General features: G+C 69.0%; 22 protein-coding genes. 11 read left to right on the plus strand and 11 right to left on the minus strand.

All coding sequences use genetic code 11. The features are described from left to right. Both AAFO60_RS15705 and AAFO60_RS15710 read right to left on the minus strand, forming a co-directional pair. Window positions 1-480: a TY-Chap domain-containing protein gene (locus tag AAFO60_RS15705; protein WP_347957156.1), complete on the minus strand. Its 480-nt coding sequence runs from the start codon at window positions 478-480 to the stop codon at window positions 1-3. A 74-nt stretch (window positions 481-554) separates the two neighbouring features. Next, window positions 555-1124 (minus strand): DUF2812 domain-containing protein, encoded by a 570-nt coding sequence (locus AAFO60_RS15710; protein WP_347957157.1) that lies wholly within the window; start codon window positions 1122-1124, stop codon window positions 555-557. A gap of 383 nt (window positions 1125-1507) precedes the next feature. Between AAFO60_RS15710 and AAFO60_RS15715 the strand changes: the two genes are divergently transcribed. The 6 genes from AAFO60_RS15715 to AAFO60_RS15740 are packed head-to-tail and all read left to right on the plus strand — an operon-like array spanning window position 1508 to window position 7031. Further along, entirely contained in the window at window positions 1508-2179 is a 672-nt protein-coding gene (locus AAFO60_RS15715; RefSeq protein ID WP_347957158.1) for a Rho termination factor N-terminal domain-containing protein, read from the plus strand. A 19-nt stretch (window positions 2180-2198) separates the two neighbouring features. After that, a complete protein-coding gene (locus AAFO60_RS15720) occupies window positions 2199-3287 on the plus strand; it encodes an S-(hydroxymethyl)mycothiol dehydrogenase (protein WP_347957159.1) in 1089 nt (362 codons plus the stop codon). Beyond that, window positions 3284-3934 carry an MBL fold metallo-hydrolase gene (locus AAFO60_RS15725; protein ID WP_347957160.1) on the plus strand — a complete coding sequence of 217 codons (651 nt, stop codon included), beginning with the start codon at window positions 3284-3286 and terminating at the stop codon, window positions 3932-3934. Before AAFO60_RS15720 ends, AAFO60_RS15725 begins: the two co-directional genes overlap by 4 nt. A 60-nt stretch (window positions 3935-3994) precedes the next feature. After that, a complete protein-coding gene (locus AAFO60_RS15730) occupies window positions 3995-4852 on the plus strand; it encodes a lysophospholipid acyltransferase family protein (protein ID WP_347957161.1) in 858 nt (285 codons plus the stop codon). Window positions 4853-4860: 8 nt separating this feature from the next. Further along, the gene (locus tag AAFO60_RS15735; protein ID WP_347957162.1) at window positions 4861-5295 is read left to right on the plus strand and encodes an SRPBCC family protein; all 435 of its coding nucleotides are present in this window, start codon (window positions 4861-4863) and stop codon (window positions 5293-5295) included. Beyond that, a complete protein-coding gene (locus tag AAFO60_RS15740) occupies window positions 5292-7031 on the plus strand; it encodes a SulP family inorganic anion transporter (protein ID WP_347957163.1) in 1740 nt (579 codons plus the stop codon). Before AAFO60_RS15735 ends, AAFO60_RS15740 begins: the two co-directional genes overlap by 4 nt. A 26-nt stretch (window positions 7032-7057) precedes the next feature. Here the strand turns inward: AAFO60_RS15740 and AAFO60_RS15745 are convergent, their stop codons facing one another. Further along, on the minus strand, window positions 7058-7450 hold the full coding sequence (locus tag AAFO60_RS15745; RefSeq protein ID WP_347957164.1) for a YccF domain-containing protein: 393 nt from the start codon (window positions 7448-7450) through the stop codon (window positions 7058-7060). A gap of 34 nt (window positions 7451-7484) precedes the next feature. On the opposite strand from AAFO60_RS15745, the gene AAFO60_RS15750 reads away from it, so the two are divergent. After that, entirely contained in the window at window positions 7485-7748 is a 264-nt protein-coding gene (locus AAFO60_RS15750; protein ID WP_347957165.1) for a hypothetical protein, read from the plus strand. Between the two features lie 31 nt (window positions 7749-7779). Here AAFO60_RS15750 and AAFO60_RS15755 read toward each other — a convergent pair whose 3' ends face one another. The 5 genes from AAFO60_RS15755 to AAFO60_RS15775 form a co-directional block, all read right to left on the minus strand. Further along, complete coding sequence (locus AAFO60_RS15755) at window positions 7780-8343, minus strand: LemA family protein (protein ID WP_347957166.1); 564 nt, start codon at window positions 8341-8343, stop codon at window positions 7780-7782. Between the two features lie 79 nt (window positions 8344-8422). Continuing rightward, window positions 8423-10189: a DUF2207 domain-containing protein gene (locus AAFO60_RS15760; protein ID WP_347957167.1), complete on the minus strand. Its 1767-nt coding sequence runs from the start codon at window positions 10187-10189 to the stop codon at window positions 8423-8425. Between the two features lie 108 nt (window positions 10190-10297). Next, complete coding sequence (locus AAFO60_RS15765; RefSeq protein ID WP_347957168.1) at window positions 10298-11101, minus strand: crotonase/enoyl-CoA hydratase family protein; 804 nt, start codon at window positions 11099-11101, stop codon at window positions 10298-10300. Window positions 11102-11130: 29 nt separating this feature from the next. Next, a complete protein-coding gene (locus AAFO60_RS15770; RefSeq protein WP_347957169.1) occupies window positions 11131-13275 on the minus strand; it encodes an acetate--CoA ligase family protein in 2145 nt (714 codons plus the stop codon). 4 nt (window positions 13276-13279) lie between these two features. Then, window positions 13280-14053, minus strand: a complete 774-nt coding sequence (locus tag AAFO60_RS15775; protein ID WP_347957170.1) for an enoyl-CoA hydratase/isomerase family protein — start codon at window positions 14051-14053, stop codon at window positions 13280-13282. Between the two features lie 238 nt (window positions 14054-14291). Here AAFO60_RS15775 and AAFO60_RS15780 point away from each other — a divergent pair, with 238 nt between their 5' ends. Next, window positions 14292-15185 carry a MurR/RpiR family transcriptional regulator gene (locus AAFO60_RS15780; protein ID WP_347957171.1) on the plus strand — a complete coding sequence of 298 codons (894 nt, stop codon included), beginning with the start codon at window positions 14292-14294 and terminating at the stop codon, window positions 15183-15185. A 28-nt stretch (window positions 15186-15213) separates the two neighbouring features. On the opposite strand, the gene AAFO60_RS15785 is transcribed toward AAFO60_RS15780, so the two are convergent. Beyond that, window positions 15214-16326 carry a C45 family peptidase gene (locus AAFO60_RS15785; RefSeq protein ID WP_347957172.1) on the minus strand — a complete coding sequence of 371 codons (1113 nt, stop codon included), beginning with the start codon at window positions 16324-16326 and terminating at the stop codon, window positions 15214-15216. 195 nt (window positions 16327-16521) lie between these two features. On the opposite strand from AAFO60_RS15785, the gene AAFO60_RS15790 reads away from it, so the two are divergent. Beyond that, window positions 16522-17964: an amino acid permease gene (locus AAFO60_RS15790; RefSeq protein WP_347957173.1), complete on the plus strand. Its 1443-nt coding sequence runs from the start codon at window positions 16522-16524 to the stop codon at window positions 17962-17964. A gap of 185 nt (window positions 17965-18149) precedes the next feature. Here the strand turns inward: AAFO60_RS15790 and AAFO60_RS15795 are convergent, their stop codons facing one another. Further along, entirely contained in the window at window positions 18150-19151 is a 1002-nt protein-coding gene (locus AAFO60_RS15795; RefSeq protein WP_347957174.1) for an alpha/beta hydrolase, read from the minus strand. A 209-nt stretch (window positions 19152-19360) separates the two neighbouring features. Here AAFO60_RS15795 and gltB point away from each other — a divergent pair, with 209 nt between their 5' ends. After that, window positions 19361-24010: a glutamate synthase large subunit gene (gene gltB, locus AAFO60_RS15800; RefSeq protein ID WP_347957175.1), complete on the plus strand. Its 4650-nt coding sequence runs from the start codon at window positions 19361-19363 to the stop codon at window positions 24008-24010. Next, window positions 24003-25457, plus strand: a complete 1455-nt coding sequence (locus AAFO60_RS15805) for a glutamate synthase subunit beta (RefSeq protein ID WP_347957176.1) — start codon at window positions 24003-24005, stop codon at window positions 25455-25457. The genes gltB and AAFO60_RS15805 overlap by 8 nt, the downstream gene beginning before the upstream one ends. A gap of 125 nt (window positions 25458-25582) precedes the next feature. Here the strand turns inward: AAFO60_RS15805 and AAFO60_RS15810 are convergent, their stop codons facing one another. After that, a complete protein-coding gene (locus tag AAFO60_RS15810) occupies window positions 25583-26134 on the minus strand; it encodes a hypothetical protein (protein WP_347957177.1) in 552 nt (183 codons plus the stop codon). Window positions 26135-26833: the final 699 nt, after the last annotated feature.

Raw genomic sequence — 26833 nt, forward strand, 5'->3', positions numbered from 1 at the left:
TCAGCGCATCTTGGGTTCGCGGGTCGCGGTGTCGGTGGTGATGAAGGTGTGCAGGGTGCGATCCTGGTCGGCCACCAGATAACTCGGGTCGGGTACGTCCCAGACCTCGCGCAGCGCGAACTGCGCCGCCATGGCCGCGGCGTCGACCCGCCGGCGGGCGAACTCCCGGATGCACGTCGCATCGTGCAGGGCTCGCCACTGCTCGCCGACGAGCAGTTGAACTCGCTGCCGGTCTTCGGGACCGTATGGAAACAGATCGGCGGTGGCGATCGTCAAGCGCAGACGGTTGTTCCCGGTGAGGCTGAACGCGATCGTCGGCTGCGGGCCGAGGAGCTCTGTCCACAGCGCGTAGACGGTGATCGGATGGCCCGCGCGCATCGCATCGAGCCGGTCGGCGAGCTCGCACCGGAAACGCAGCCAGGTCCGATCGATCGCCGCGTCGAAGGCGGCCTCGGAGAAGGCGTTGGATGTGGATGGCATCGTGACCTCCCTGCAAGGATGGCCTCACGTTAACAGGCGCCACCGACACTTTCGGGCAGAAGCCGACAGCCGGGTCAGACCCTGGTCGGCTCCCGCTCGGGGCGGTGATCCGGGGTGGCGCCCTTGCGTGCCGACACGGCCAGCGCGACCGTTCCGCAGCCTGCGATGAGGAAGACGACGCCCGAGACGATCGCCGGTGCCCAGAAGTCGACGGCGATCGATTCGGCCGCCGCCAGCCCGCTCGCGGCGGCCAGACCCACGGTGAGGATCAGCGCGAGTGCCGCGACGATGCCGAGCAGGACGCCCAGCCGGGACGCGCGGTGGTCGAGGTCCTCGCCGATGAAACCGGCCGGCCGCTCGTCGGTGTAGGTGCGGCTCCAGATGTGGAAGTCGGCCGCATGTCCGACGTGCTCCCAGCCCTGCTGTTCGCGGAACCGGTAGTAGTCGATCGGTGCCGGGGAGGCGCGCCGCTCGACGGCGTACCGGACCTGCGCCGGCGCGGAGTCGGTGAACTTCATCCGCAGCGGGCTGAGGGTGCTGTACTCGGTCAGCACCTGGCCGTCGGCGGCCTTGGCCTCCAACCAGCGCTCGAAGTCGGCCGGGGCGGGGCGACGAAGAGCGACGAACCACGACGATGAGCTCATGGGAGACCTCCTGAAGGCTACGACGTGAGTGGACTTATGTCTCCACTGTTCCGCGCGCGGGACGGGGGCGTCAAGGATTTTGAGACTGAACTCACCAGACGTCTCTAATTGCTGATGAGGGGGACGTCGCACCCCATCGATCTCGCCATGAGGCAAGCCGTCGCCGACCTGATCTGCGGCGATGACCGCGACCTCGATGGATCGGCGTTGGGCCACACGTCTGGGACCGGGAAGCTTCCAGACGCCAGTGGTGACCCCGGTGTCGGCGGGGAGAGCAGATTGTGTTACCCGCGAGTCGCGGCGGGCTGAATTGTCCCAGTAGGGTCACAATTGACCCGGTCGGGCACTCCGTCCGGGCGAGGAACCTTGGAGGGACACCGGTGATGAGTGGGAAGAACAAGAGTCTGATCAAGCGCCTCGAGAAGGAGGTCCGGCGACTTTCCGCGGAGGTCGTCGCGCTCCGGGATGCGCTGTTGGCGCGCTCGCCGTTGACCGCGGGACTGGTGAATCAAGACACGCCTGCGATCGAAGCCGCGAAGCCTGTCGGCGCGAAGCCTGCTGAGGCCGAACAGGCCGCAGCCGAGCCCGCTGCATCGAAGCCGGCGGCGACCAAGCCCGCTGCGGCAAAGCCCGCTGCATCCAAGCCTGCCGCAGCGAAGTCGGCCCCGGCCAAGCCCGCCGCTACCAAGCCGGCCGCAACTGAGTCCGCCGCAGCGAAGCCCGCTGCGACCAAGCCCGCCGCAGCCAAACCCGCCGCAGCCAAGCCGGCTCCGGCCAAACCCGCCGCAGCCAAGCCGACTCCGGCCAAGTCTGCTGCGACCAAACCCGCCGCTACCAAGCCGGCCGCAACTAAGCCCGCCGCAACCAAGCCCACTGCAGCCAAGTCGGCTCCGACCAAGCCCGCCGCGGCCGCGGCCGCACCGGCGAAATCCACGTCGCCGAAGTCGGGCAACGCGTCCAAGACGGTGGCAGATCTGCGGGCCGACGCCAAGGCCGCGGGAATCAAGGGATACTCATCGATGAAGAAGGCAGAACTCATCGCCGCTCTCGGCTGATCGTCGAATAGGAGACTTCGTGTCCACCGTCGTCAAGGGAGTTATCTCCCGGACCAAGAACGCACCGACCGAACTGGTCGACATCGTGATCCCCGATCCCGGGCCCAATGACGTGGTGGTGAAGATAAGCACCTGCGGGGTGTGCCACACCGACCTCGCATACGCCACCGGCGGCATCAACGACGAGTACCCGTTCCTGCTCGGTCACGAGGCGGCGGGCATCGTCGAAACGGTCGGCGAGTCCGTCACGCACGTCGCGGTGGGCGATTACGTGGTCCTCAACTGGCGCGCCGTCTGCGGAGAATGCCGCGCCTGCAAGCGCGGACGCCCCTGGTACTGCTTCGACACCTTCAACGCCAGCACCCCGATGACCCTGACCGACGGCACCGCGCTCACCCCGGCGCTCGGCATCGGCGCCTTCGCCGAGAAGACGCTGGTCCACGAGGGGCAGTGCACCAAGGTCGACGAGGCCGCCGACCCGGCGGTCGCCTGCCTGCTGGGCTGCGGCGTCATGGCGGGCCTCGGCGCGGCGATGAACACCGGCGGCGTGAGTCGCGGCGACTCGGTCGCCGTGATCGGCTGCGGCGGCGTCGGAGACGCGGCGATCGCCGGTGCCAAGCTCGCCGGCGCCACGACCATCGTCGCCATCGACCGCGATCCCCGGAAACTCGAGTGGGCCGCCGAACTGGGCGCCACGCACACCGTCGACGCCTCGGCGATCGACGACGTCGCCGCCGCGGTCAAGGACCTCACCGACGGCTTCGGCGCCGATGTGGTGATCGACGCCGTCGGCCGCCCCGAAACCTACGAGACCGCGTTCTACGCGCGCGATCTCGCCGGAACCGTAGTCCTCGTCGGCGTCCCGACCCCGGAGATGCGTCTGGAGATGCCGCTGGTCGACTTCTTCAGCCACGGCGGTGCCCTGAAGTCGTCGTGGTACGGCGACTGCCTGCCCGAACGGGACTTCCCGATGCTGATCGATCTGTTCCTGCAGGGGCGGCTGCCGCTGGACAAGTTCGTCACCGAGCGCATCGGCATCGACGGCGTCGACGCGGCCTTCAAGGCGATGGAGGAAGGCCGCGTGCTGCGATCGGTGGTGGAGCTGTGAGCGCCCAGAACGCCGCTCCCGGCACCCTGACCATCACGCGGGTGATCACCTCGGGCACCTTCTCGCTCGACGGCGGCACCTGGGACGTCGACAACAACGTCTGGGTGGTCGGCGACGACGCCGAGGCCGTCATCATCGACGCCGCGCACACGGCGGCCCCCATCCTGGAGGCCGTCGGCGACCGCAAGGTGGTCGCCATCGTCCTGACCCACGCGCACAACGACCACATCGGGGTGGCGCCGGAGTTGGCCGAGGCCACCGGGGCGCCGATCCTGTTGCACCCGGCCGACGAGATGCTGTGGGAGCAGACCCATCCTGGCGTCGCGCACGGCGACTTGGCCGACGGCCAGACGATCGCCGTCGGCGGCACCGAGCTGCAGGTGATCAACACGCCCGGGCATTCACCGGGTTCGTGCGTGGTCTGGGCACCGTCGGAGCAGGTGCTGTTCAGCGGCGACACGCTGTTCCAGGGCGGGCCCGGCGCCACCGGGCGGTCGTTCTCGAGCTTCGACGACATCATCGCGTCGATCCGCGACCGCATCCTGGTGCTCGACCCGCAGACGCGGGTGTGCACCGGGCACGGCGACGAGACGACGGTCGGCGCCGAGGCCGGCGATCTGGACGAGTGGATTCGGCGCGGACATTGAGAGGCGGTCGCCGACGGCCCCGGTAGCGGGGACCGTCGGCGACCGGAGGGGAGTGGACCGATGGATGTCTGGTCGTCGCTGATCAGGGAACCGCTCGCGGCGGTCGGCCGGGTCCTGGCCGGTGGCCCGGAGGGGCTGGAGGGCCGCGATCCCGAGTTCATCCGCGAGTGGCTGCCGCGCTTCTGGTTGGCCGCGCGGCTCTACTTCCGCGCCGAGGTCGCAGGCTTCGAGAACGTCCCCGACGAGCCGGTCCTGTTCGTCGGCAACCACAGCGGCGGCGCCAACGTCCCCGACACCTTCGTGTTCATGCTGGCCTACCACACGTACTTCACTGTGGAGGGGCGGCCGCTGGCCGGGTTGGCGCACCAACTGGTGATGAACGTGCCCGGGATCGGGGAGTTCGCTCGTCGCTTCGGGATGATCCAGGCCGACATGGACGGAGCGGGCCGGCTGCTGGCGCAGGGCGCCAACGTCCTCGTCTACCCGGGCGGCGACGTGGAGGCCCTGCGGCCGTGGCGCGATCGCAACCGGATCGTCTTCGACGGCCGGGAAGGCTTCCTGCGGTTGGCGTACGCCAACGAGGTGAAGATCGTGCCGGTGGTCGCCACCGGCGGTCAGGAGACCTTCGTCGTCCTCAACGACGGCCGCGCCACGGCCCGTCGGCTGCATTTCGACCGACTGCTGCGGGTCAAGACCGTCCCGCTGAGCCTGAGCGTGCCGTGGGGCCTGCTGCCCGCGGATCTGCCTCACGTGCCGCTGCCCGCCAAGATCCGCATCCAGGTGCTGCCGCCCATCGACCTGCACGAACGGTACGGCGACGAACCGGATTGGGATGACGCCTACCGGTACGTGACCTCCGTGATGCAGGTGGCGCTCTCGAAGCTCGCCGCCAAATCGGTCCTGCCGGTGCTCGGCTGATGGCGACCATGACGAGGTCCATCACCGTTCGGCGCCCGGTCGACGAGGTCGCCGCGGTGCTCGCCGACCCGGCGGCGGTGATGGCGGCGGTCGGCACCCTCGGCCGCACCGCGCGCACCGGGGACGCCGCCGACGGCAGCCCGCAATGGGCGGTGTTCATGGTGCTGGGAACCATGTACGTGGGCGGCACCGTCCAGATCGACGAGGTCGGTGACCGAGTCCTCGCCTGGCACGCGGTGAGCGGCTTCCGCCATCGAGCGCGGTTCACCGTGGCCGCGGACGGAGCCGACTCGGTGATCACCGTCCAGTTCGACTTCGTGATCGGCGGAGCGGTGACCGGCTACCTGACGGCACGATTGGTCAGCGGATACGTCGCCCGCAGCGCCGACGCGGTCCTCGAGGCCCTGCGTCACCGGATCGAGTTCGGAGCCGCGGGGAGATGAGCCGGGGTCGCGGCCGCAGGCGCCTGATACCAACCGCCCTCACGCCACCGGCACTGAGCGGCTATCAGCGCTCCTGGCTGCGCGCCGACGTGCTGGCCGGTGCCTCACTGGCCGCCGTCGCCATCCCGGAGGCGATGGGCTACAGCTCCATCGCGCACGTGCCGATCGGCGCCGGTCTGTACTCGCTGATCGTGCCGGCCATCGTCTTCGCGCTGATCGGCGCGTCGAAGCTGCTGGTCGTCGGCGCCGACTCGGCGACTGCGGCGCTGCTGGCGTCCGGCATCGCCGGACTGGGCATCGCCGGACTGCGACCCGACACCGGGGAGTGGCTGGCGTGGGCCGGCCTGATCGCGCTGGTCACGGGCGCGATGCTGCTGCTGGCCTGGGCACTGCGGCTCGGCTTCCTCGGCGACTTCCTGTCGACGTCGGTGCTCGTCGGCTTCCTCGCCGGCGTCGGCGTCCTGGTGATCACCGAACAGATCCCCGGGATGCTCGGCGAACCCAAGCATTCCGGCGGGCATGTGCTCGCCAAGTGGGGCGCGGTCATCGAACATCTGGGACAGGTGCGGTGGCAGGCGATGGTGTTCGCCGGGTTGACCCTGCTCGGCCTGCTCGTGGTCCGACGGTGGCGGCCGGCCCTCCCGATGCCGATCCTGGTGGTCATCGGCTCGATCGCCGCGGTGATGGTGTTCGACCTGCGCCGCTGGGTGCCGACCATCGGACCGATCGACGTGGGTGTTCCGTCACTGCACTTTCCGCCGATGTCGGAGGTGATCGCGAAGTTCCCGACCGTGCTCACCATCTCGTTCGGCTGTCTGCTGGTGATCCTGGCGCAGAGCGCCGCCACCGCCCGGAGCTTCGCGCAGCGTCACGGCGACGCCGTCGACGTCAACCGCGACATCCTCGGGCTGTCGGCGGCCAACGTCAGCGCCTCGCTGACCGGCTCGTTCGTCGTCAACGGCAGCCCGACCAAGACCGCCGTCCTCGACCAGCAGCACGGGCGCACGCAGGTGGCCAACCTGACGATGGCCGCCGCGACGCTGGCGGTGGTCGCGGTCGCGTCCGGACCGCTCGGCCACCTGCCCGACGCGGTCCTGGCCGCCATCGTCTTCGTCGTCGGGATCGACTTGATCGACGGCGCCGGCTTCGCCCGCATCTGGCGGATTCGGCGGGTCGAGTTCGCGATCGCGGTGCTCACCACGGTCATGGTCATCGCCTTCGGCGTGCTGACCGGCGTCGTCGTCGCGATGGTGCTGTCATTGCTGCAGATCATTCACCGGCAGTATCTGCCCGAACGGTTCGTCGTCGGCGTCGGCCGGCACGGGCAACGCCGGTATGAGAGCGCGCGGCCGGGCCACCAGACCCTGCCGGGCCTGATCGTCTTCCGCTACGACGCCGACCTGTTCTACGCCAATGTCGGCCGGTTCACCGACGATGTGACCGCGCTGATCAAGGCCGCGCCCGACCCGGTGCGCTGGCTGGTTCTCGACTGCTCGGCGGTCTCCGCCGTCGACTATTCGGCGGCCACCGCCCTCCACAACCTCATCGACTACGTGCACTCGGTGGGCGCCCGCTTCATTCTGGCCGGTGTGACGCCCGAACTGCGGGAGTCGCTGGAGACGGCACGGATCATGGCCGACCTCGCCGCCGACAGCGTCTATCCGGGCGTCGGCTCGGCGGTGCGGGCCTTCGAGAAGCTCTCCGGCGCGCAGGACGGCGAGGGCGCTCCGGGGTGAGGCTCGCAGGGAGGGGCCCGGACGGCTCAGTACGCGACGCGCGGGTCGCTGGTCGAGACGATCTGGGCGCCCAGCGGCACCAGCGAGATCGGGATCATCTTGAAACTGGCGATCCCGAGCGGGATGCCGATGATCGTGATGCACAGGGCCACGCCGGTGGCGAGGTGACCGATGGCCAGCCAGATGCCGGCCACCACGATCCAGATGATGTTGCCGAGCGTCGACGCCGCGCCGGCCTCGGGTCGGCGGATCACGGTGCGGCCGAACGGCCACAGGGCGTAGTCGGCCATGCGGAACGAGGCGATCCCGAACGGGATCGTGATGATCAGCAGGCAGCAGATGATGCCGGCGACCGCGTAGCCGATCGCCATCCACAGCCCGCACAGCACCAGCCACAGCACGTTCAGGATCGTCTTCACAGTTCCATTGTGCTTGCGACACTAAGCTTGCGGTATGGGTGATGACCCCGAACACGAGGTCGGGCGGCGGGCCATCTGGTCGATCGCGGCCACTCTGGTGTTGACCGTGCGACTGTTGGCGACCATCGCGACCGTCTTCTTCGTGCTGGCCTGGCTGGTGGCGGCGGTGCGGCTGAGCCTGTTGAACGGGTGGCTGTGGTGGGCGCTCGGCTCGGCGATCGCCCTGCTGGTCAGCTGGTACCTCTACAGCTACCTGCGGGTGCGATATCCGAGCGCCAGCCGACGGTGGGAGCCCTGAGACGCCCACCGCCGCGTACCCGCCGGTCGGCTCAGAACTGAACCTGCGGCGGCAGCTCCTGCCCGGCCGGCGCCTGGTAGAACTCGCGGGTGCGGACCCCGGCCATGCCGGCGAACAGCATCCACGGGATGGTCTGCACCGCCTGGTTGAGGCGCGAGACGGCGTCGTTGTAGTACTGGCGCGCGAACGAGAGCTTGTTCTCGGTCTCGGCGAGCTCGGTCTGCAGCGCCGCGAAGTTGGGGGCGGCCTGCAGTTGCGGGTAGTTCTCGGCGACGGCGAACAGCCGACCGAGCGCGCCGCTCATCTGCGCCTCGGCAGCGGCCTTGGCCTGCACCGATGATCCCTGCGCCGCCTGCTGCAGACCGGCGCGCGCGGCGGTCACCGCTTCCAGGACCCCCGACTCGTGGGAGGCGTACCCCTTCACGGTATTGACCAGGTTGGGGATCAGGTCGGCGCGCCGGGTCAGCTGCACGTCGATGCCGCCGAGCGCCTCCTGCGCGGTGATGTCGGCCTTGCGCAGCTTGTTGAAGCCGACCATCACGAAGGCCGCGAGGAGGACGAGCAGGACGACGATGATGATCAATGCCCAGATCACTAGGGTGCCTCTTTCTTTCGGGGGCTTTCACAGAGCTTGTCACGATGTGCCGTCGGGCGTCGGTCGCGGCGCGGCGCGTTCACCAGGATCCACCGCCGCCACCGCCGCCACCGCCTCCGCCGAAGCCGCCGCCGAACCCGCCGCCGCCGCTCGAGGACTGCGACGAGCTGTACGCCGACAGCGACGACGACAGGCTCGACTCGAAACTGTCGAAGCCCGAGCCGCCGCCGAACAGGCCGTGCGAGCCGCCCATGTAGAAGCCCGGGAACCACACCGGGTCGGGCGGCTCCTGGCCGGTGGCGTAGCGGTACTTGGCGGCCCAGGCGTCGGCGCAGTCGAACGCCATCGCGTACGGGATGTAGCTGGTGAAGAGCTCCTTGCGGGCAGAGAAGTCGAGTCGCTCCTGGTTCGACGTCGTCGACAGCAGCCGCTCGAAACCGCCCGCGCGAGACCACACCTCCCGTCCGAGGCGGGTGCGGCGCGTCCCGACGCCCCGCGCGAACAGGCCCGCGCCGCCGATCGCGAAGGCCGCCACCGGCAGCGCCATGATCGTCGCGGGCAGGACCTGGAAGATCATCAGCGCCGCGGCCAGGACGGCCGCGGCGGCGACGGCCACGCGACCGGTCATCTCCAGCGGGCTGCGCGTGAGGGTGCCGCTGAGGATTCCCCACCCGCGGGTGGCCGCCTCGAGTTCGGTCGTCGCCTTCGACAGCTTCAGTCCCGCGTCCTTGGATCCGTCGGCGCGGAAGGTCGAGCCGGCGTGCGAGAGGCCGAGCGAGGCGACGACCGCGTTGGCGGCCGGGTCGAGGGACGCGAAGCGCTCCGGGGTGAGCTGCGAGGTGACGGTCCAGTCCTTCTTCCCGGACCGGTCGAGTTTCACGTGGCCCTGCTCGGCGAGGTGGAACAGGGTCGAGACCAGTGCCTTCTTCGGCATCGCCTCGTAGGCGACGTAGTACGTCTGGGCCGGTCCCAGCCGCCGGCTCGGAGTCTGCGGGTCGGCGGGCGGCTCGTACATCACCGGGAGCAGCGGCGTCTGCTCGCGGCTGCGGCGCATCCAGTAGAAGCCGCCGCCGAAGGTCAGCAGCGACAAGACGACGAACCCGATCGGTATCGCCACCGAGCGGCCGAGCACGGGATCCCACCCGATGCCCCAGGGCACCTGCGTGCGGCCCGGGCCGGGGAAGGGCAGGTCGGCCTTGACCGCCACACCGACGTTGGGGGCCAGGGGCCCGGTGATGACCACGCGGGTCGTCGGATCGGGTTCGCTCACCGTGCACGGCGAGCCGTCGTTGGTGCTGCACGCGAACGATGTCGGCGCCTGCGGGAAGTGAACGGTGCTGGTCGACCGGTCGATCGGCATCGACCAGCCGTTGGCGACCACGCGCCAGACGAAGCGTCCCGGATCACCGTTGGCGATGGTCCCGGCGATGCGGTAGGAGATCTGATAGGTGTGGGTGCCGGGGGCGACGAAGGAGTTCGGGTCGCCGATCTTCGCCACCTTGAACCGGCCCTGCTGTTCGGTGCCCATCGACACCGGGACCGCATGCCCGTCCATGGTGATGCGGATGTCCTCGGGGAGGTACCGCACACCCTTGTTCACATCACCCGCGTCGGACAGGTCCCAGAACCGGAAGATCCCGTGGCGCCCGCCGGGAAACTCCGTCGTCAGGGTCTCGGTGGCGGTCAACTCGCCGTCGCGCGCCAACTGGTAGTCGGCGGTGTAGTCGGAGACGACCACCGGGTCGGCGGTGCCGCTCGACGACGACCCCCATCCGGCGGCGACCGGCCAGAGCACGCCGACCGCGGTGGCGACGACCGCGATCACCGACAGCAGGAATCGTTGCATGCGGTGATCCTATGCGGTGCCCGCCGACTTCTCCCGCCGATGACAGACGGACCGGGCGTCGAAACCCGGTCCGTCAGTCAGTCGATCGGCCGCCGTGGGCCGAGGCCGTCACTGCCCGGTGAACTCCGGGTCGCGACGCTCGAGCATGGCGTTGACCGCTTCGAGGTGATCGCTGGTCTGGTGCGCGATCGACTGCATCGCCGCCGCGAACTCCAGCGCCGACTCCAGGCTCTGGTGCTGGGACTCGCGCAGCAGCCGCTTGGTCATGCGGATCACCTGCGGCGGGTTCACCGCAACACGATCGGCGAGCGTCCGAGCCGCCGCGAGCAGCTCGTCGGGCTCGTGAACCGAGGAGACCAGACCCCAGTCGAGGGCGGTCGCCGCATTGATCGCGTCGCCGGTGAGCGCCATCTCGGCGGCTCGGGCCGCACCGACGATCCGGGGCAGCAGCCACGCGCCGCCGTCGCCCGGGATGATGCCGACCTTGACGAAGCTCTCGGCGAACCGCGCGGTGGTGCTGGCGACGCGAAGATCGCACATCAGCGACAGGTCGCAGCCCGCGCCGATCGCCGGACCGTTCACGGCGGCCACGATCGGGATCTCACAGTGGTACACGGCGCGAGTGATGCGCTGGATGCCGTGCCGGTAACCCTGGCGCAGCTCCGCGGGGGTGCCGCCGAACATGCCGGTCTTGTCGCGCATGTGCTTGACGTTGCCGCCGGAGGAGAACGCCGAACCGGCACCGGTGAGGATCGCGACGCGGACGGTCGGGTCGGCGGCGACGTCGGCCACCGCGTTCTCGATCGCCTCGACCATGTCGGGCTCGGAGATGGGATTGCGCGTCTCGGGGGTGTTGAGGGTCCACGTGACGACGTGGCCGTCACGCTCGATCAGCAGGGGAGAAGTGGTCATGGGATCAGCTCCGGGATGGTTGTTGGGGCTCATTCGGACAGGATGACGCGGACGTCCACCGGCAGCACTGTGGTGCCCGAGGCGATGACGGGGTTGAGGTCGAGCTCGCTGATCTGGGGGGTCGAGGCGACGATGTCGCCGACCCGGACCAGGAAGCGGGCCAGTTCGCCGCGATCGACGGCGGGCAGGTTCCGGTAGCCGTCGAGCATCCGCGATGCGACGGTCTCGTCGATCATCTCCAGGGCTTCGAGCTCGGTGAAGGGCGCGGCGCGGAAGGTGACGTCGGCCAGGGCCTCCACCAGCACACCGCCGGTGCCGAAGGCCACGACCGGACCGTAGATGGGGTCTTGCGTGGCGCCGACCAGCAGTTCGACGCCGCGCTCGGCCATCGGCGTGACGACGATGCCGTCGATCACCGCGTCGGGGACGTGCGAGAGCACGGTCTCGAGCATGGCGGCGGCGCGCTCGCGTGCATCGTCGGCGGTCACGTTCAAGATCACGCCGCCGGCGTCGGACTTGTGCAGGACCTGCGCCGAGACCACCTTGAGCGCGCACGGCACGCCGTGCTCGGCGACGGCCGCGGCGGCGGCTTCCGGCGAGTCGGCCAGCGTCCAGGGCCCCACGTCGATGCCTGCGGCCTCCACCAGACGGCGCGCACCGGGTTCGTCGAGGACGCCGGCGGGCAGCGTCGGGCCGGTCGGTGCCGGCAGTGCCAGCGTCGACCGCTCCGATGCCGAGGCGATCCGGCGACCGCGGCGGTACAGCGCGGTGACCGCGCGGACCGCGTGGTCGATGGACGAGACCACCTGGACGCCGCCGGCGCGCAGCACGCCGTGGTTGGCCAGGTCTTCTGCCGCGTAGCAGCTCTGCACCAGCAGCGGGATGCCCGAGTCGGCCGAGATCTCCAGCAGGTCGCGCGCGGTGGCGTCCTCGGCGTCGGCCAGTCGGGGGTCGAACCGCACGTGGTAGCCGCCGAACAGGCCGACGATCAGGACCAGGCCGACCTCGGGATCGGCGACCAGCGTGCGGACGCAGTCGGCGAAGACCGTCGGGTCGGCGTCGGTGGCGCCGGCGACGTCGACCGGATTGTGGACGGCCGCAGCGGTGCCGAGCTTGTGACGCAACGCGGCCTGCGTCTCGTCGGCAAGTTCGGCGAGCGGGACGCCGGCGTCGGCGAGCGCATCGGCGGCGAGGGTGGCGTGGCCGCCGCCGTCGCTGAGGATCGCGACCTTCTTGCCCGCGGGCAGGGCCGCCGTGGTGGCCAGGGTGCCCGCGATGACGGCCAGTTCGTCGGATCGGTCGACCAGTTCGGCACCGGCCTGTCGGAGCACTGCCGTGGCCACCGCGTCCGAGCCGGCGATGGAGCCGGTGTGCGAGAGGGCCGTGCGCTGGCCGATCTCCGACCGGCCGCCGCGCAGGAGCACCACCGGGGTGGTCGGCGTCGTCGCCGCGAGGGCGGTGAGCACGGCGCGGCCGTCGACGAAGCCCTCCGAATGCAGGGCCACCGCGCCGGTCTCCGGTTGGCGGGCCAGCGCCGTGATGCACTCGTCGTAGCGGACGTCGGACTGGTTGCCCAGACCCACGTAGGCGTGGAAGCCCGGGCCCTTGAGCTGGCGGTCGTCGTTGACCAGCGAGAGCAGCATGTTTCCGCTCTGGGTGACGATGCTGACCGGGCCGTCGGGCACGCCGGGCAGGCCGACGAGGTTGGCGCCGGAGCTGACGTTGAGCATGCCGGAGGTGTTGGGTCCGATCACCCGCACGCCGGTCTCGGCGATCGCTTCGAGCAGGCGGGCCTCGGCTCCGGCACCGCGGTCACCGGTCTCCTTGAAGCCGTTGGCCAGCACGATCGCGCCGGGGATGCCGACGCGCGCGCAGTCGCGCAGGGCGTCCGGCACGGCGGCTGCGGGCAGCGCGATGAGCGCCGCGTCGACGCCGTACGGAAGGTCGGTGATCGCCGAGGTCACCGGCAGATCGAGGATGGTGTCGGCGGTGGGGTTCACCGGGAACACGGGGTGGGCGTAGCCGGCGTCCTGCAGTGCTCGGATGGCCTGGTAGCCGCGCTTGGCCGGGTTGGTCGAGGCGCCGATCACGGCGATCGACTGCGGATCCAGCAGACGGTCGAGGGGATCGAGGTTCTGGCGGGCGGGGTCGAGAACGGGATTCACGGTGGTCATGTCGTCACCGGCCCTCGAAGACGGGGTCGCGCTTCTCGGCGAAGGCGGCGACGCCCTCGGCCCAGTCGTACGTGCCCATCAGTTCCACGAGCTGCCGGGGCTCGTCGGCCAGGGCGGTCTCGATGTCGTCGTCGCGGTACAGGGCGGCCTTGATCTTGGCCATCGACAGCGGTGCCTTGGCGGCGAGTTTGGCGGCCAGCTCGTGGGCCGCGGCGGTCAACTCCTCGAGCGGGACCGCGCGGTAGGCCAGGCCCCACTCGGCGGCCTGCTCGCCGGTGAACCGGTCGCCGAGGACCAACAGGTCGGTGGCGCGCCGCAGTCCCACCAGGCGGGGGAGGCGATGGGTGACGCCGCCGCCCACGTAGGTGCCGATCGAGACCTCGGGGAAGCCCATCTTGGCGTCCTCGGCCATCAGCAGGAAGTCGGCGCTCACGGCCATCTCGGCGCCCGCGCCGAGTGCGTAGCCCGCCACGGCGGCGATGACCGGGGTCGACATGGTCTGAATCTGTTCGCACACGCGCTGACCCAGATCGGTGTAGTACCGCTGGCGTTCCGGGGTGCGGCCGCCTGCATCGTGGGCCTTCAGGTCGGCGCCGACGCAGAATGCGCGGCCGGTGCCGGTCAGCACGACGGCGCGGATCGCGGGATCGGCGTCGGCGGCGCGCAGCGCGACGATGGTCTGCTCGTACAGCTCTTCGCTGACGGCGTTGAGTCGGTCGGGCCGGTTGAAGGCGATGGTCTGGACGGATCCGTCGACCGTCGTGAGCACGGGGGTCATCGGAGGCCTCCTGGTTTCGAGAGTGGCAGGCGTGCGGGGAAGGTGACTGTCGCGGAAATCACTCACCACGGCAGGTGCGTCCCATTCAACTAGAGAACGACAAGAAATGCAATAAAAATTGCAGAATGGTTCGGCCGTGCAATTCTTACGATGGGGTCGACGAAGCCTCGTCGACCCCCCAGTAGCGTTGAAAGGGCGCTAGTACCGTTGGAAATCAGACACAGCCGAGAGGAAGACGATGGCGAAGAAGGTGGCGGCCGCCGATGCGCCGACGACGTTCGAGGAACTCCTCGTGCTGCTCCACGCTCGGATGGAGGCCCTGTCGCCGTCGCACAAGCGCATCGCCGAGCGGGTGATGGTCGATCCGGAGAGCGTGGCGTTCATGACCGTCTCGGAGCTGGCGGCGGCCGTCGACGTCAACGAGGCCACGGTGGTCAGGTTCGCCAGCGGCCTCGGGTTGAAGGGATTCCCGGGGCTCGTCGCACTGTGCCGGGAACGGCTGCGCGAGCAGGCGCAGCTGCTTCGCCGTTTCGAGAATCTGGAGAACCTCGACGGCGACCTGCGCGCCAGCGCGGTGGCGATGGACCAGACCAACGTGGCGCGGACCTTCGCGCAGATCAGCGACTCCACCTGGGAGTCCGCGGTGCAGGCGTTGGCCTCCGCGCCGCGCGTGCACGTCATGGGCCAGCGCAAGACCTTCGCGCCGGCGTATCTGCTGGGCTACCTGCTGGGGATGCTCCGCGAGGAGGTCTCGGTGGTCACCGGCAGCTTCGGCGGACTCACCGACGACATCCGGCACATCCGCGAAGGCGACTGCTTCGTCGCAGTGTCGATTCACCGGTACTCGATGGAGACGGTGCGCAGCGCGCAGAGCGCCCGCGAGCGGGGCGCCCACGTCATCACCCTCACCGACAACCCCAGTTCGCCGCTGGCGGTGAGCGGTCACGACGTCTTCTACCTCGAGGCCGCCAGCCCCTCGGTGCTCCGGTCGATGACCGCCTTCACGGTGCTGGTCCAGGCGCTGGCGGCGAGCGTCGCGCAGCAGATGGGACACAGCGCCCGCGAGTCCCTCCTCGAGGAGGAGGGACTGCTGAGCAGCTTCGAGACGTACTACGCCGCCGACGCCGACTAGTGTCCTGCGTCGGCCGTCGGCGACCGGACTAGCCGAGGCCGTTCGCGAAGTCCGCGACCGCGATCGACGAGGTGCCGTGCGGGGACCGCAGGTGCACGCGCCCGGCGTGCAGGTCGACGATGGTGGTGCACAGCGTGGTCAGCGGGTCGTCGCCCTCGGCGGTGCGGTGGACGCCGCCGCACGGGATCGGGTTGTCGCACATCAGCTCGGTGAACCACGCGACGTCGGGCTCGCCCGCAGGCAGCGCCAGACCGTCGAGCACCCGGCCGCGGTCGACGCTCTCGTCGTACAGGCCCAGGTGCGAGGTGGCCTGGTCGAGCGACTGGGAGGCGGGCGCATCGATCTCGGTCGGCAGGAAACGCAGATGGTTGGTGTGCCACACCAGCGGGGACTCGGCGGTCGGGGTGCGCGTGGCGATCTGTCCGGCCGCCGATTCGACGGTGACCGACCGTCCGGTGCCCGACTCGCCGATGGTGAACGTGAAGCCGCCGGCGATCGGATGCTCGCGCAGGTAGGCGACGGCGTCGTCGAGACTCTTCGCGCCCTGCAGTCCGCGTGCCACATAGTGGCGACCTGCCGCGACGGTCGGGTGGGCCACCTGCACGTGGTTGATGCCCCACGCCAGGCCTGCGGCGTTGACCGCCCAGGCATTCGACGGAAGGAAGCCGGGGTACCACTGCGCGGTGACCGGCTGCTCGCCGTCGAGGAGCAGGGTGACGAAGCGGAAGTGGCCGTCCAGGCCGGGCGCCCCGTCCTCGTTGTGGGCGATGAACGCCGATTCGCGAGACCATGCGAGGTCGCTGCAGCCGGTGCCGTCGTCGTAGCCGAGGTCGCCGCGGAAGTTCGCCAGCAGCAGGGCCTCGAAGTCCTGTCCGGAGCCCTCGGCGAGGGCCCGCAGGTCGGCCAGGGGGCCGGGCTGGTCGGCGGCCGAGGCGTCGGTGACGGCGGCCAGCGCCGCGCGGCCCTTGTCGGTGGTGGTGAATCGTTGTAGGCCGGCGCGCTCGGGCATGGCGTCCTGAACTGCGGCGATGCTGTCGCGAGCGTGTTCGCCGAGGGCGCGGAAGGCATCGCTTCGGGGGCCGCTCACGACCAGCCAGTCGATGCCTGCGATCGACTGCTCGCGGATGGTGACATCGGTCATTCTTCGGTTCCTCACTGTCGGTGCCGGTCGGTCTGACGTGACTGGCTTCACGTCCACGGTAACCCAAAATCTGCAGGAATCACATGCATCGATCGTGACTGATGCAAATTATTTTGCATTTCTTGCTGTGATCGGCCACACTGTTAATCCTGACCCTCCCCTGTAATCCTCCCCACAGTGACTCGGAGAACCCCTATGGATCACTTGCAATCGCCGTCCACCTCGGCGTCGGCCACGGAACGGCTCCGTGGTGCGTTGACCGAGCGGCAGATGACGATGATCGCGATCGGCGGCGTCATCGGCGCCGGTCTGTTCGTCGGCAGCGGCACCGCCATCCAGAACGCCGGCCCCGCGGTGCTCGTCTCGTACGCCGCCATCGGTGTGCTGATCGTGCTCGTGATGCGGATGCTCGGCGAGATGTCGGTGAACAATCCGGCCACCGGCTCGTTCTCGTCGTACGCCAGCCGCGAACTCGGCCCGTGGGCCGGCCTGTCGGTGGGCTGGCTGTACGCCTACCAGTGGTGCGTGACGATCGGCTTCGAAGCCGTCGTCGGCGCCGCCGTCACCCACCAGATGTTCCCCGCGATACCCACCTGGCTGGCCGCGCTCGTCTACATGGCGGTCCTGATCAGCGTCAACCTCACCCGGGTCGAGAACTTCGGCACCTTCGAGTACTGGTTCGCGATGATCAAGGTGGCGGCCATCGTCGTCTTCCTGCTGCTCGGCGTCGCGGCGATCTTCGGGCTGCTGCCGAGTGCGGATGCGCCGGGCATGACGAATCTGACCGGCCAGGGCGGATTCGCCCCGATGGGGTGGACCGCCGTCCTGACGGCCTCACTCATCGTGTTCTTCTCGTTCTTCGGCACCGAAGCGGTGACCATCGCCGCCGGTGAGGCCAAGAACCCGGTCAAGGCCGTGAAGGCCGGCATCAACAGCGTCGTCTGGCGGATCCTGCTGTTCTACGTGGGTTCGATCGCGGTGATTGTCGTGCTGCTCCCGTGGAACTCCACCGACGTCGCCGAATCGCCGTACTCGGCAGTGCTCAACCATCTGAGCATCCCGTACGCGGGCACCATCATGAACGTCATCGTCCTGGTGGCCGTGCTCTCGTGCCTGAATGCGGGCATCTACTCGTCGTCGCGCATGCTGTTCTCGCTCGCCGACCGAGGAGAGGCGCCGAAACTGCTGCGCCGCACCACTTCTCGCGGAGTTCCGATCTTCGCCGTCTTCGCGGCATCGAGCGTCGGGCTGTTCACCGTGTTCGCCAACTACGCGCTGCCGACGGCGACCGTCTATCAGTTCCTGCTCAACTCGTCCGGGTCGATCGCCGTGGTCGTCTACATCATCATCACCGTCACCCACATGCGCAGTCGCCGCAATCTGACGGCCGAGCAGCGTGCCGGGCTCGACTTCAAGATGTGGCTCTTCCCGGTGCTCAACGTCCTGGTGCTGATCGTTCTCGGCGCCGTGATCGTCGGAATGGCGATGCGCGACGACAGTCGGGAATCGCTGGCGCTGACCACGATCGTGACCATCGCGGCGGTGATCGCCGGGCTCATCTACCAGCGCCGCAACGGCGGCCGCGACACCCACGCGGAGACCTTGCCGGGCGAGGCCGGACTGCCTGCCCCGCGGTGACCGCGCACTGAGAACACCCGTGTGAACGCTTGACGGCGTCCTCCCCGATGGGGAGGACGCCGTCCGGCTTTCGTGCTCGCGGGGCGGGCCGGCCGCGGTCACGCCGGATGTTGCCGATCCTGCCACGGTCGGGGTCGCGGCCGAGGTGCTCGGATTCGGTCCGTTCCGACCGGCGCCGCAGTAGATCAGGCGAGCGTGCGACTGTGTGCGGCGATGAAGTTCGCCGCCTCGCGGACGGCGGTGCGCGATTCGGGGGTGAAGTACGGGAACATCTGGAAGACGTGGCCCTGACCGGGCCATTCCTGCAGTTCCGACTGGCCGCCGGCCTCGGTCAGGAGGCGGTGGATCGCGCGGGCGTCGTCGGCCATCACTTCGCGCGAACCCACCTGGATCAAGGTGGGCGGAAGGTCCATGTCGGCCGACAGTTGCACGCGCATGCGCGGATCGTCGGGATCGGCGTCACCGGTGTACAGCCGGAGGAAGCGCTGCGCGGCGGCCGCGTCGATGATCGGATCGCGTACGCCGCTGGCCTCCAGCGCGCAGGCGAGCTCGAATGACGGGTCGTACAGCGGGGAGAACAGCGCCATCGCCCGCGGTTGGGGCACGCCGTCCCGGTGATTGGCAGCCAACAGGTCGAGCGCGAGGTGTCCGCCGGCGGAGTCGCCCGCGACGATGATCTGCTTGGCGTCGAATCCCTGCGCCAGCAGCCAGCGATAGCCGCGGACCGCGTCGTCGCCGGCGCTCGGCCACCGGTACTCCGGGCCGAGCCGGTAGTCGAGGCTGAACGCGCCGATGCCCGAGCGCCCGGTCAGCCGCGCGACGAGTCCGCGGTGGGTGCGCGCGGAGCAGATGACGTAGCCGCTGCCGTGCAGGTAGTAGACCATCGACGTCCCGGACGCCGGGCGTGGGATGCCGCCGCCGAGCCCGCTGCGCTGGTGTACCCACTCGCCGCGGATCTGGCCGGATTCGGTGCGTGCACGCAGCGCGGTGATCTGTGTTCGGCGGGGGACCGGGCTCGCCAACGACAGGCCGCGATTGACGCTCGACCGGGCGAGGGTCAGTAGTCGGGGGCCGGCGACGGCCCCGCGTCCGGCGGCTGCCATCAGGGGTCGCGAGGCGACGGTCGAGGTGGCGAACGCGCGGGCGCGCAGCGACGGACCACGCTGCGACTGTGACGTGGAATACACGGTGAGACCATATCTTCTTTTTGCCTCAACGGGGCCGGAGTGGAATACTAGGACCACTGCGCTTGTGTCCAGGGTTTGTCCCCTGTGGCTTGAGCGGGCCAGCAATGAAGCTGAATTCCCCGGGCGGTGCGGCTGGTCCGCGCCGACTTCTGATCCGGGACTCTCCAGTACGTTTAGTACGCAGCGTCGCGTGCGGAGTAGGCAGATTCATGAAGCACTTGCCGGGGCCCGTCGGGCTCTACGATCCGGCCAATGAGCATGACGCATGTGGCGTCGCATTCGTCGTGGACATGCACGGTCGTCGCAGCCGCGACATCGTCGAGAAGGCGATCACCGCGCTGGTCAACCTCGAACACCGCGGCGCGGCAGGCGCCGAGCCCAACACCGGCGACGGCGCCGGAATCATGATTCAGGTGCCCGACCGGTTCCTGCGCGAGGCCGTCGACTTCACCTTGCCGGCGCCGGGGACATACGCCACCGGTATCGCCTTTCTCCCGCAGGCCTGCGGTGACATCGCCGCGGCCGTCGAAGGCGTCGAGGCGATCGTCGCTGACGAGGGTCTCGTGGTGCTCGGGTGGCGTGAGGTCCCGGTCGACGAGTCGACGTTGGGCGCCCTGGCCCGCGATGCGATGCCGACCATCCGTCAGCTGTTCATCGCCCGGCCCGAAGCCGGCGACGCCGCGCCCACCGACGCCGAGATCATGGAGCTGGAGCGCCGGGTCTACGTGATCCGCAAGCGTGTCCAGTACGAGCTGGGCGAGAAGGGTGCCGGACAGGACGGTCCCGGTCGGGAGACCGTCTACTTCCCGAGCCTGTCGGGTCAGACCTTCGTCTACAAGGGCATGCTGACCACCCCCCAGCTGCGCGACTTCTACCTCGACCTGCAGGACGACCGTGTCGAGAGCGCCCTGGGCATGGTCCACAGCCGGTTCTCCACCAACACCTTTCCGTCGTGGCCGCTCGCGCATCCGTTCCGCCGCGTCGCACACAACGGCGAGATCAACACGGTCTCCGGCAACGAGAACTGGATGCGCGCCCGGGAGGCGCTGATCGCCGGGAACGGAGTGAGCGGGTCGGGATTCACCACCTCCGACCTGGACAAGATCTTCCCGGTGTGCACGCCGGGTGCGTCGGACACCGCGCGGTTCGACGAGGTGCTCGAGATGCTGCACCTGGGCGGTCGCAGCCTGCCGCACGCGGTGCTGATGATGGTCCCGGAGGCGTGGGAGCGCGCCGAGGACATGAAGCCCGCGCACCGTGCGTTCTACGAGTACCACTCGGCGCTGATGGAGGCCTGGGACGGGCCGGCGTCGGTGTGCTTCACCGACGGCACGGTGATCGGCGCGGTCCTGGACCGCAACGGACTGCGCCCGTCGCGCATCTGGGTGACCCGCGACGGGCTCGTCGTCCTGGGTTCGGAGGTCGGTGTCCTCGACATCGACCCGGCCGACATCGTCGCCAAGCAGCGGCTGCGCCCGGGAAAGATGTTCCTGGTCGACACCGCGGCCGGCCGGATCGTCGCCGACGAGGAGATCAAGGACTCCCTCGCGGCCGCCGCTCCCTACCAGCAGTGGCTCGACGACAATCAGGTCGCGCTCGCCGATCTGCCGGCTCCGCCGCGCGGCCATATGGCGCACGATCGCGTCACCCTGCGCCAGCAGGTCTTCGGGTACAGCAACGAGGACCTCAAGCTGCTGATCGGGCCGATGGCTGCCACCGGTGGCGAGGCGCTCGGTTCGATGGGAACCGACACTCCCGTCGCTGTCCTGTCGAACCGGCCGCGGATGCTGTTCGACTACTTCCAGCAGATGTTCGCGCAGGTCACCAATCCGCCGCTCGACGCGATCCGCGAGGAGGTCGTCACCAGCCTCGGCATCCGCATCGGCGGGGAGCGCGATCTGCTGCACCCGGGTCCGGATTCGGCCAAGCAGATCGTCCTGAGCCAGCCGATCCTGGACAACGAGGATCTCTCGCGCCTGGTCGACATCGATGGCGACGCCACCGGCTTCCCGTCGGTCCACATCCACGGCCTGTACCCGGTCGCCGAGGGCGGCGCGGGATTGCGCCGTGCGCTCGACGGCGTCCGCAGCAGGGTGTCGGCCGCGATCGCCGACGGTGCCCGCATCATCGTGCTGTCCGACCGCGAGTCCGACGACACCCTCGCGCCGATGCCGTCGCTGCTGCTGACCGCTGCGGTCCACCACCATCTCGTCCGCGAGCGGACCCGTACCCGCGCCAGCCTGATCATCGAGTCGGGTGACGCCCGCGAGGTGCACCACATGGCCTTGCTCGTCGGTTTCGGGGCCAGCGGCATCAACCCGTACATGGCCTTCGAGACCATCGAGGACATGCTGGAGTCGGGTGCTCTGGTGGTGCCCGGCACCGAAGAGCTGAGCCATGAGGAGAGGTTCACCAAGGCTCGCAACAACTACATCAAGGCCGCCGGCAAGGGCGTGCTGAAGGTGATGAGCAAGATGGGCATCTCCACCGTGCCGTCGTACAACGGCGCCCAGTTGTTCCAGGTCATCGGCCTCAGCCAGGAGATCGTCGACGAGTTCTTCACCGGCCTGAACAGTCAGCTCGGCGGCATCGGGCTCGACGAGCTGGCCGACGAGGTCGCGCAGCGGCACGCGCTCGCGTTCACCGACCGTCCCGCCGAACGCGCTCACCGCGAGCTCGAGGTGGGCGGCGAGTACCAGTGGCGACGCGAGGGCGAGTACCACCTGTTCAACCCGGACACGGTGTTCAAGCTGCAGCACTCCACCCGCACCGGGCAGTACTCGGTCTTCAAGGAGTACACCAAGCTGGTCGACGACCAGGCCGCCCGGATCGGCACCCTGCGCGGGCTGTTCGACTTCAACTTCGGCGACCGCGACCCGATCCCGATCGACAAGGTGGAGCCGGCGAGCGAGATCGTCAAGCGGTTCTCGACCGGTGCGATGAGCTACGGCTCCATCTCCGCCGAGGCGCACGAGACCCTGGCGATCGCGATGAACCGACTCGGCGCGCGTTCCAACTCGGGGGAGGGCGGCGAGGATCCGCTGCGGTTCAGCCCCGACGAGAACGGTGACTGGCGGCGCAGCGCGATCAAGCAGGTCGCGTCGGGTCGGTTCGGCGTGACCAGCCACTACCTGACCAACTGCACCGACATCCAGATCAAGATGGCGCAGGGCGCCAAGCCCGGTGAGGGCGGTCAGCTGCCGCCGCACAAGGTGTACCCGTGGATCGCCGAGGTCCGCGGCTCCACCCCGGGAGTCGGCCTCATCTCGCCGCCGCCGCACCACGACATCTACTCGATCGAGGATCTCGCGCAGCTGATCCACGACCTGAAGAACGCCAACCCGCGCGCCCGGATCCACGTCAAGCTCGTCTCCGAGCTCGGCGTCGGCACCGTCGCGGCGGGCGTGTCGAAGGCGCACGCCGACGTCGTCCTGATCTCCGGGCACGACGGCGGCACCGGGGCCAGCCCGCTGACCTCGCTCAAGCACGCCGGCGCTCCGTGGGAGCTCGGCCTGGCCGAGACCCAGCAGACGCTGCTGCTCAACGGGCTGCGCGACCGCATCGTCGTGCAGGTCGACGGCCAGCTGAAGACCGGCCGCGACGTGATGATCGCCGCGCTGCTCGGCGGCGAGGAGTTCGGTTTCGCCACGGCGCCGCTGGTGGTGTCGGGCTGCATCATGATGCGTGTGTGCCACCTGGACACCTGCCCGGTCGGCGTCGCGACGCAGAACCCGCTGCTGCGCGAGCGGTTCACCGGCAAGCCGGAGTTCGTCGAGAACTTCATGCTCTACATCGCCGAAGAGGTCCGCGAACTCCTGGCTCGTCTCGGCTTCCGGACGCTGCAGGACGCCGTCGGGCATGTGGAGGCGCTCGACACCACCAAGGCGATGGCGCACTGGAAGGGCGCGAAGGCAGGCAAGCTCGACCTGTCGCCGATCCTGACGATGCCCGAGTCGCCGTTCATGAACCAGGACCTGTACTGCTCCGGCAAGCAGGATCACGGACTGGACAAGGCACTCGACAACGAGCTGATCGAGAAGGCACGCGCCGCCATCGAATCCGGTACACGGGTGACCCTCGCCTCGCCGATCAGCAACGTCAACCGGACCGTCGGCACCATGCTCGGCCACGAGGTCACCAAGGCCTACGGTGCCACCGGGCTGCCCGAGGGCACCATCGCGATCGACTTCACCGGTTCGGCGGGCAACAGCTTCGGCGCCTTCGTGCCGCGCGGCATCACCATGCGCATCGAGGGCGACGCGAACGACTACCTCGGCAAGGGGCTCTCGGGCGGCAAGCTGGTGGTCCGACCGCCGGCGTCGGCGCCCGCGGAGTTCGTCGCCGAGGACAACACCATCGGCGGCAATGTGATCGCCTTCGGCGGCACCGGCGGCAAGATCTTCCTGCGCGGTGTGGTCGGCCAGCGGTTCTGTGTCCGCAACTCGGGTGTCCAGGCCGTCGTCGAGGGCGTCGGCGACCACGCCTGCGAGTACATGACCGGCGGGACCGCGGTGATCCTCGGTCGCACCGGTCACAACTTCGCCGCAGGCATGTCGGGCGGCGTGGCGTACGTGTACAACCCGCACGGGCAGTTCGAGGCGAATCTGAACACCGAGTTGGTCGACCTCGAAGCGCTCGACGACGAGGACCTGTCGGTGCTGTCGAGCCTGCTGGTCGAGCACCGGGACGAGACCGGATCGACGGTCGCGGCCGCGATCCTCGACGACTGGGCCGTCGCCCAGGGGCATTTCGTGAAGGTGATGCCCCGCGATTACAAGAGAGTGCTCGTCGCCATCGACGCCGCCGAGCGCTCGGGACGAGACGTGAACGACGCGATCATGGAGGCGGCACATGGCTGATCCAAGAGGTTTTCTCAAGCACACCGAGCGGCATACGCCGGTCCGACGGCCCGTCGAACTGCGGCTGCTCGACTGGAAGGAGGTCTACACCGACTTCGACAAGAAGACTCTGGAGACCCAGGCGAGCCGTTGCATGGACTGCGGAGTTCCGTTCTGCCACAACGGTTGTCCGCTGGGCAATCTGATTCCCGAGTGGAACGACCTGGTGTATCGCGAGCAGTGGGACGCCGGCATGGACCGGCTGCACGCGACCAACAACTTCCCGGAGTTCACCGGCCGGCTGTGCCCGGCGCCGTGCGAGTCGTCGTGTGTGCTCGGAATCAACCAGCCCGCGGTCACCATCAAGCAGGTCGAGCGTGAACTGATCGAGAACGCGTGGGGTGAGGACTATGTGACCCCGGTGCTGCCGACCGTGCAGACCGGAAAGAAGGTCGCGGTCGTCGGATCCGGACCCGCCGGTCTGGCTGCGGCGCAGCAGCTGACGCGCGCCGGCCACGCAGTGACGGTCTTCGAGCGTGCGGACCGGATCGGCGGACTGCTCCGCTACGGCATCCCCGAGTTCAAGATGGAGAAGCGGATCATCGACCGTCGGCTGGCGCAGATGACCGCTGAGGGCACGCTCTTCCGCACCGGCGTCAACGTCGGCGTCGACCTCACCGTCGAGCAGCTCCGCGCCGACTTCGACGCGGTGATCCTGGCGAACGGCTCTACCATCGGTCGCGACCTGCCCATTCCCGGACGCGAGCTCGACGGCATCCATCAGGCGATGGAGTACCTGCCGCAGGCCAACCGCGTCGCCGCCGGCGACACCGTCGACGGTCAGATCACCGCCGAGGGCAAGCACGTGGTGATCATCGGCGGCGGTGACACCGGGGCGGACTGCCTCGGCACGGCGCTGCGCCAGGGTGCCGCGCAGGTCCACCAGTTCGAGATCATGCCTCGTCCGCCGAGTACCCGCGCCGAGTCGACGCCGTGGCCGTTGTACCCGTTGATGTTCCGCGTCTCCTCAGCGCACGAGGAGGGCGGTGAACGAGTGTTCAGTGTCAACACCGAGTCGTTCGTCGGCGACGGGGGCACCGTCACCGGGCTGAAGGCGCACGAGGTCAAGATGGTCGGCGGCCGGTTCGAGAAGGTCGAGGACAGCGACTTCGAGTTGAAGGCCGACCTGGTCCTGCTCGCGATGGGCTTCGTCGGCCCGGAACGGGGCGACCTCCTCGACGACTACGGCGTCACCTACACCGATCGGGGCAACATCGATCGCGGTGCCGACTTCGGCGCGACCGGGCTGCCCGGCGTCTTCGTCGCCGGTGATGCCGGTCGCGGCCAGTCGCTGATCGTGTGGGCGATCGCGGAAGGGCGCAGCGCAGCGGCGGGTGCCGACGCGTACCTGATGGGGTCGACGCAGCTGCCGTCGCCGATCACGCCGACGATGGTCGCGCAGCGGTAGCAGTCCTGCGCCAGGAGACCGCAGGCTCAGCGACGCGCCTGCTCCAAGGGGCGGTCCGGCATTCGTGCCGGGCCGCCCCCTTCGGCGTCGTGACCTGGGAGAACCACCGGTGAAAACGTCTCGGGTCAGGCGAGCGACCCGAAGACGATCGGCGGGACGAACGGGCGGAGGGCGTCGATGAGCGGAGGCAGCACGGAGCTGCCGAGGGAGCCGTTGTCGGACGGAGCCGGTTTCGGCGACGGTCGGGGCGCGGGCCCGGGGGCGGGCAGTCGGACCGAGTCATTCGGCACGATGTGCGGCTTCGCAGGCAGCGAGGACCTGCCGGTCACGGTGATGAGGTGCTTCTCTTGCGCGAAGGAACCGCAGCCCCAGCTCAGCGTGTAGTTGCCTGCCGGCACCGAGCCGACCGTCAACGTCTTCGAGTTCCGCGGGGAGACGCTGAACCCGTGCGCGGTGAAGCGGGTCGGGCCGAATCCGTAGACCGAGCAGTCGATCCCGTTGTAGGAGTCGGCGTTGGTCACGGTGAGGACGACAGTGTTCGGCACCCTGGTGTCGGTCTTCAGAATCTTCGTTCCGGCGGCGGCAGTGGGACCGGCACCGAGCGCACCGGCAACGGCCGCACCGGCGGTGACGGCGAGGACGCTGGTGAGGAGACGTCGACCGTTCCGAGTTCTCATGGTGTTCCCTTCACTTGGACCGAGGTGGTGCTCCGAACCTAGCGAGCCGTCCGGGGGCCGGAACAGCCGCGAATAGGTGTGGTGCCAAGCGGGGTGACGTCCAGTCGAAGGACACTGATCAGGTACTCCGACGCCTGTCCGAAGGGTGGTCGGTCGGCGGGTCCACCAGTGCGCCGGCTCGGTCTCGTCGTGGTTTCCGTGCTGCATCAGCAGACCAGCCAGTGTCCTTGCTCGCGCATGAGGTGCACATCCATCGGAAACTCGTTACTTCCGCCGGCCGGAAACGTTCTGGAGTCGCTGGTCCGACAGGGCTTCTGAACCGGCAGGGGAAGGACACCGGGTTTTGTCACAGTGACAGCCAATTCCCATCCGAAGGGTCCAGTTGCCGGCGTGCAGCGAATGCCAACGGAACGGCCGATCCCTGCGCTGGCGCGCGCCTGAAACTCTGCAATGAGCGCTTTGACCTGGGGATTTGTGTTTGTGTCCATCGGTGCGTAACTTATTTGAAGTCAGAGCGGCCCGGCCGCGAAGACAAGCCCCCGAAATCGATCACCGCGGCTGGTTCGCGGTGGTTTTTGCGGGTCCGGCTACTGGTGCTCGGAACTGAAGATCAACGGATTTCCAACGGAAACCAACGGTTTGCAGAACTTCGGGTGACGGTGTTAGGCTGGGAAGGTCGCCTCGGAGACGGGGTGGTGA

The sequence above is a fragment of the Gordonia aichiensis genome, assembly GCF_039946255.1.
Taxonomy (GTDB): Bacteria; Actinomycetota; Actinomycetes; order Mycobacteriales; family Mycobacteriaceae; genus Gordonia; species Gordonia aichiensis_A.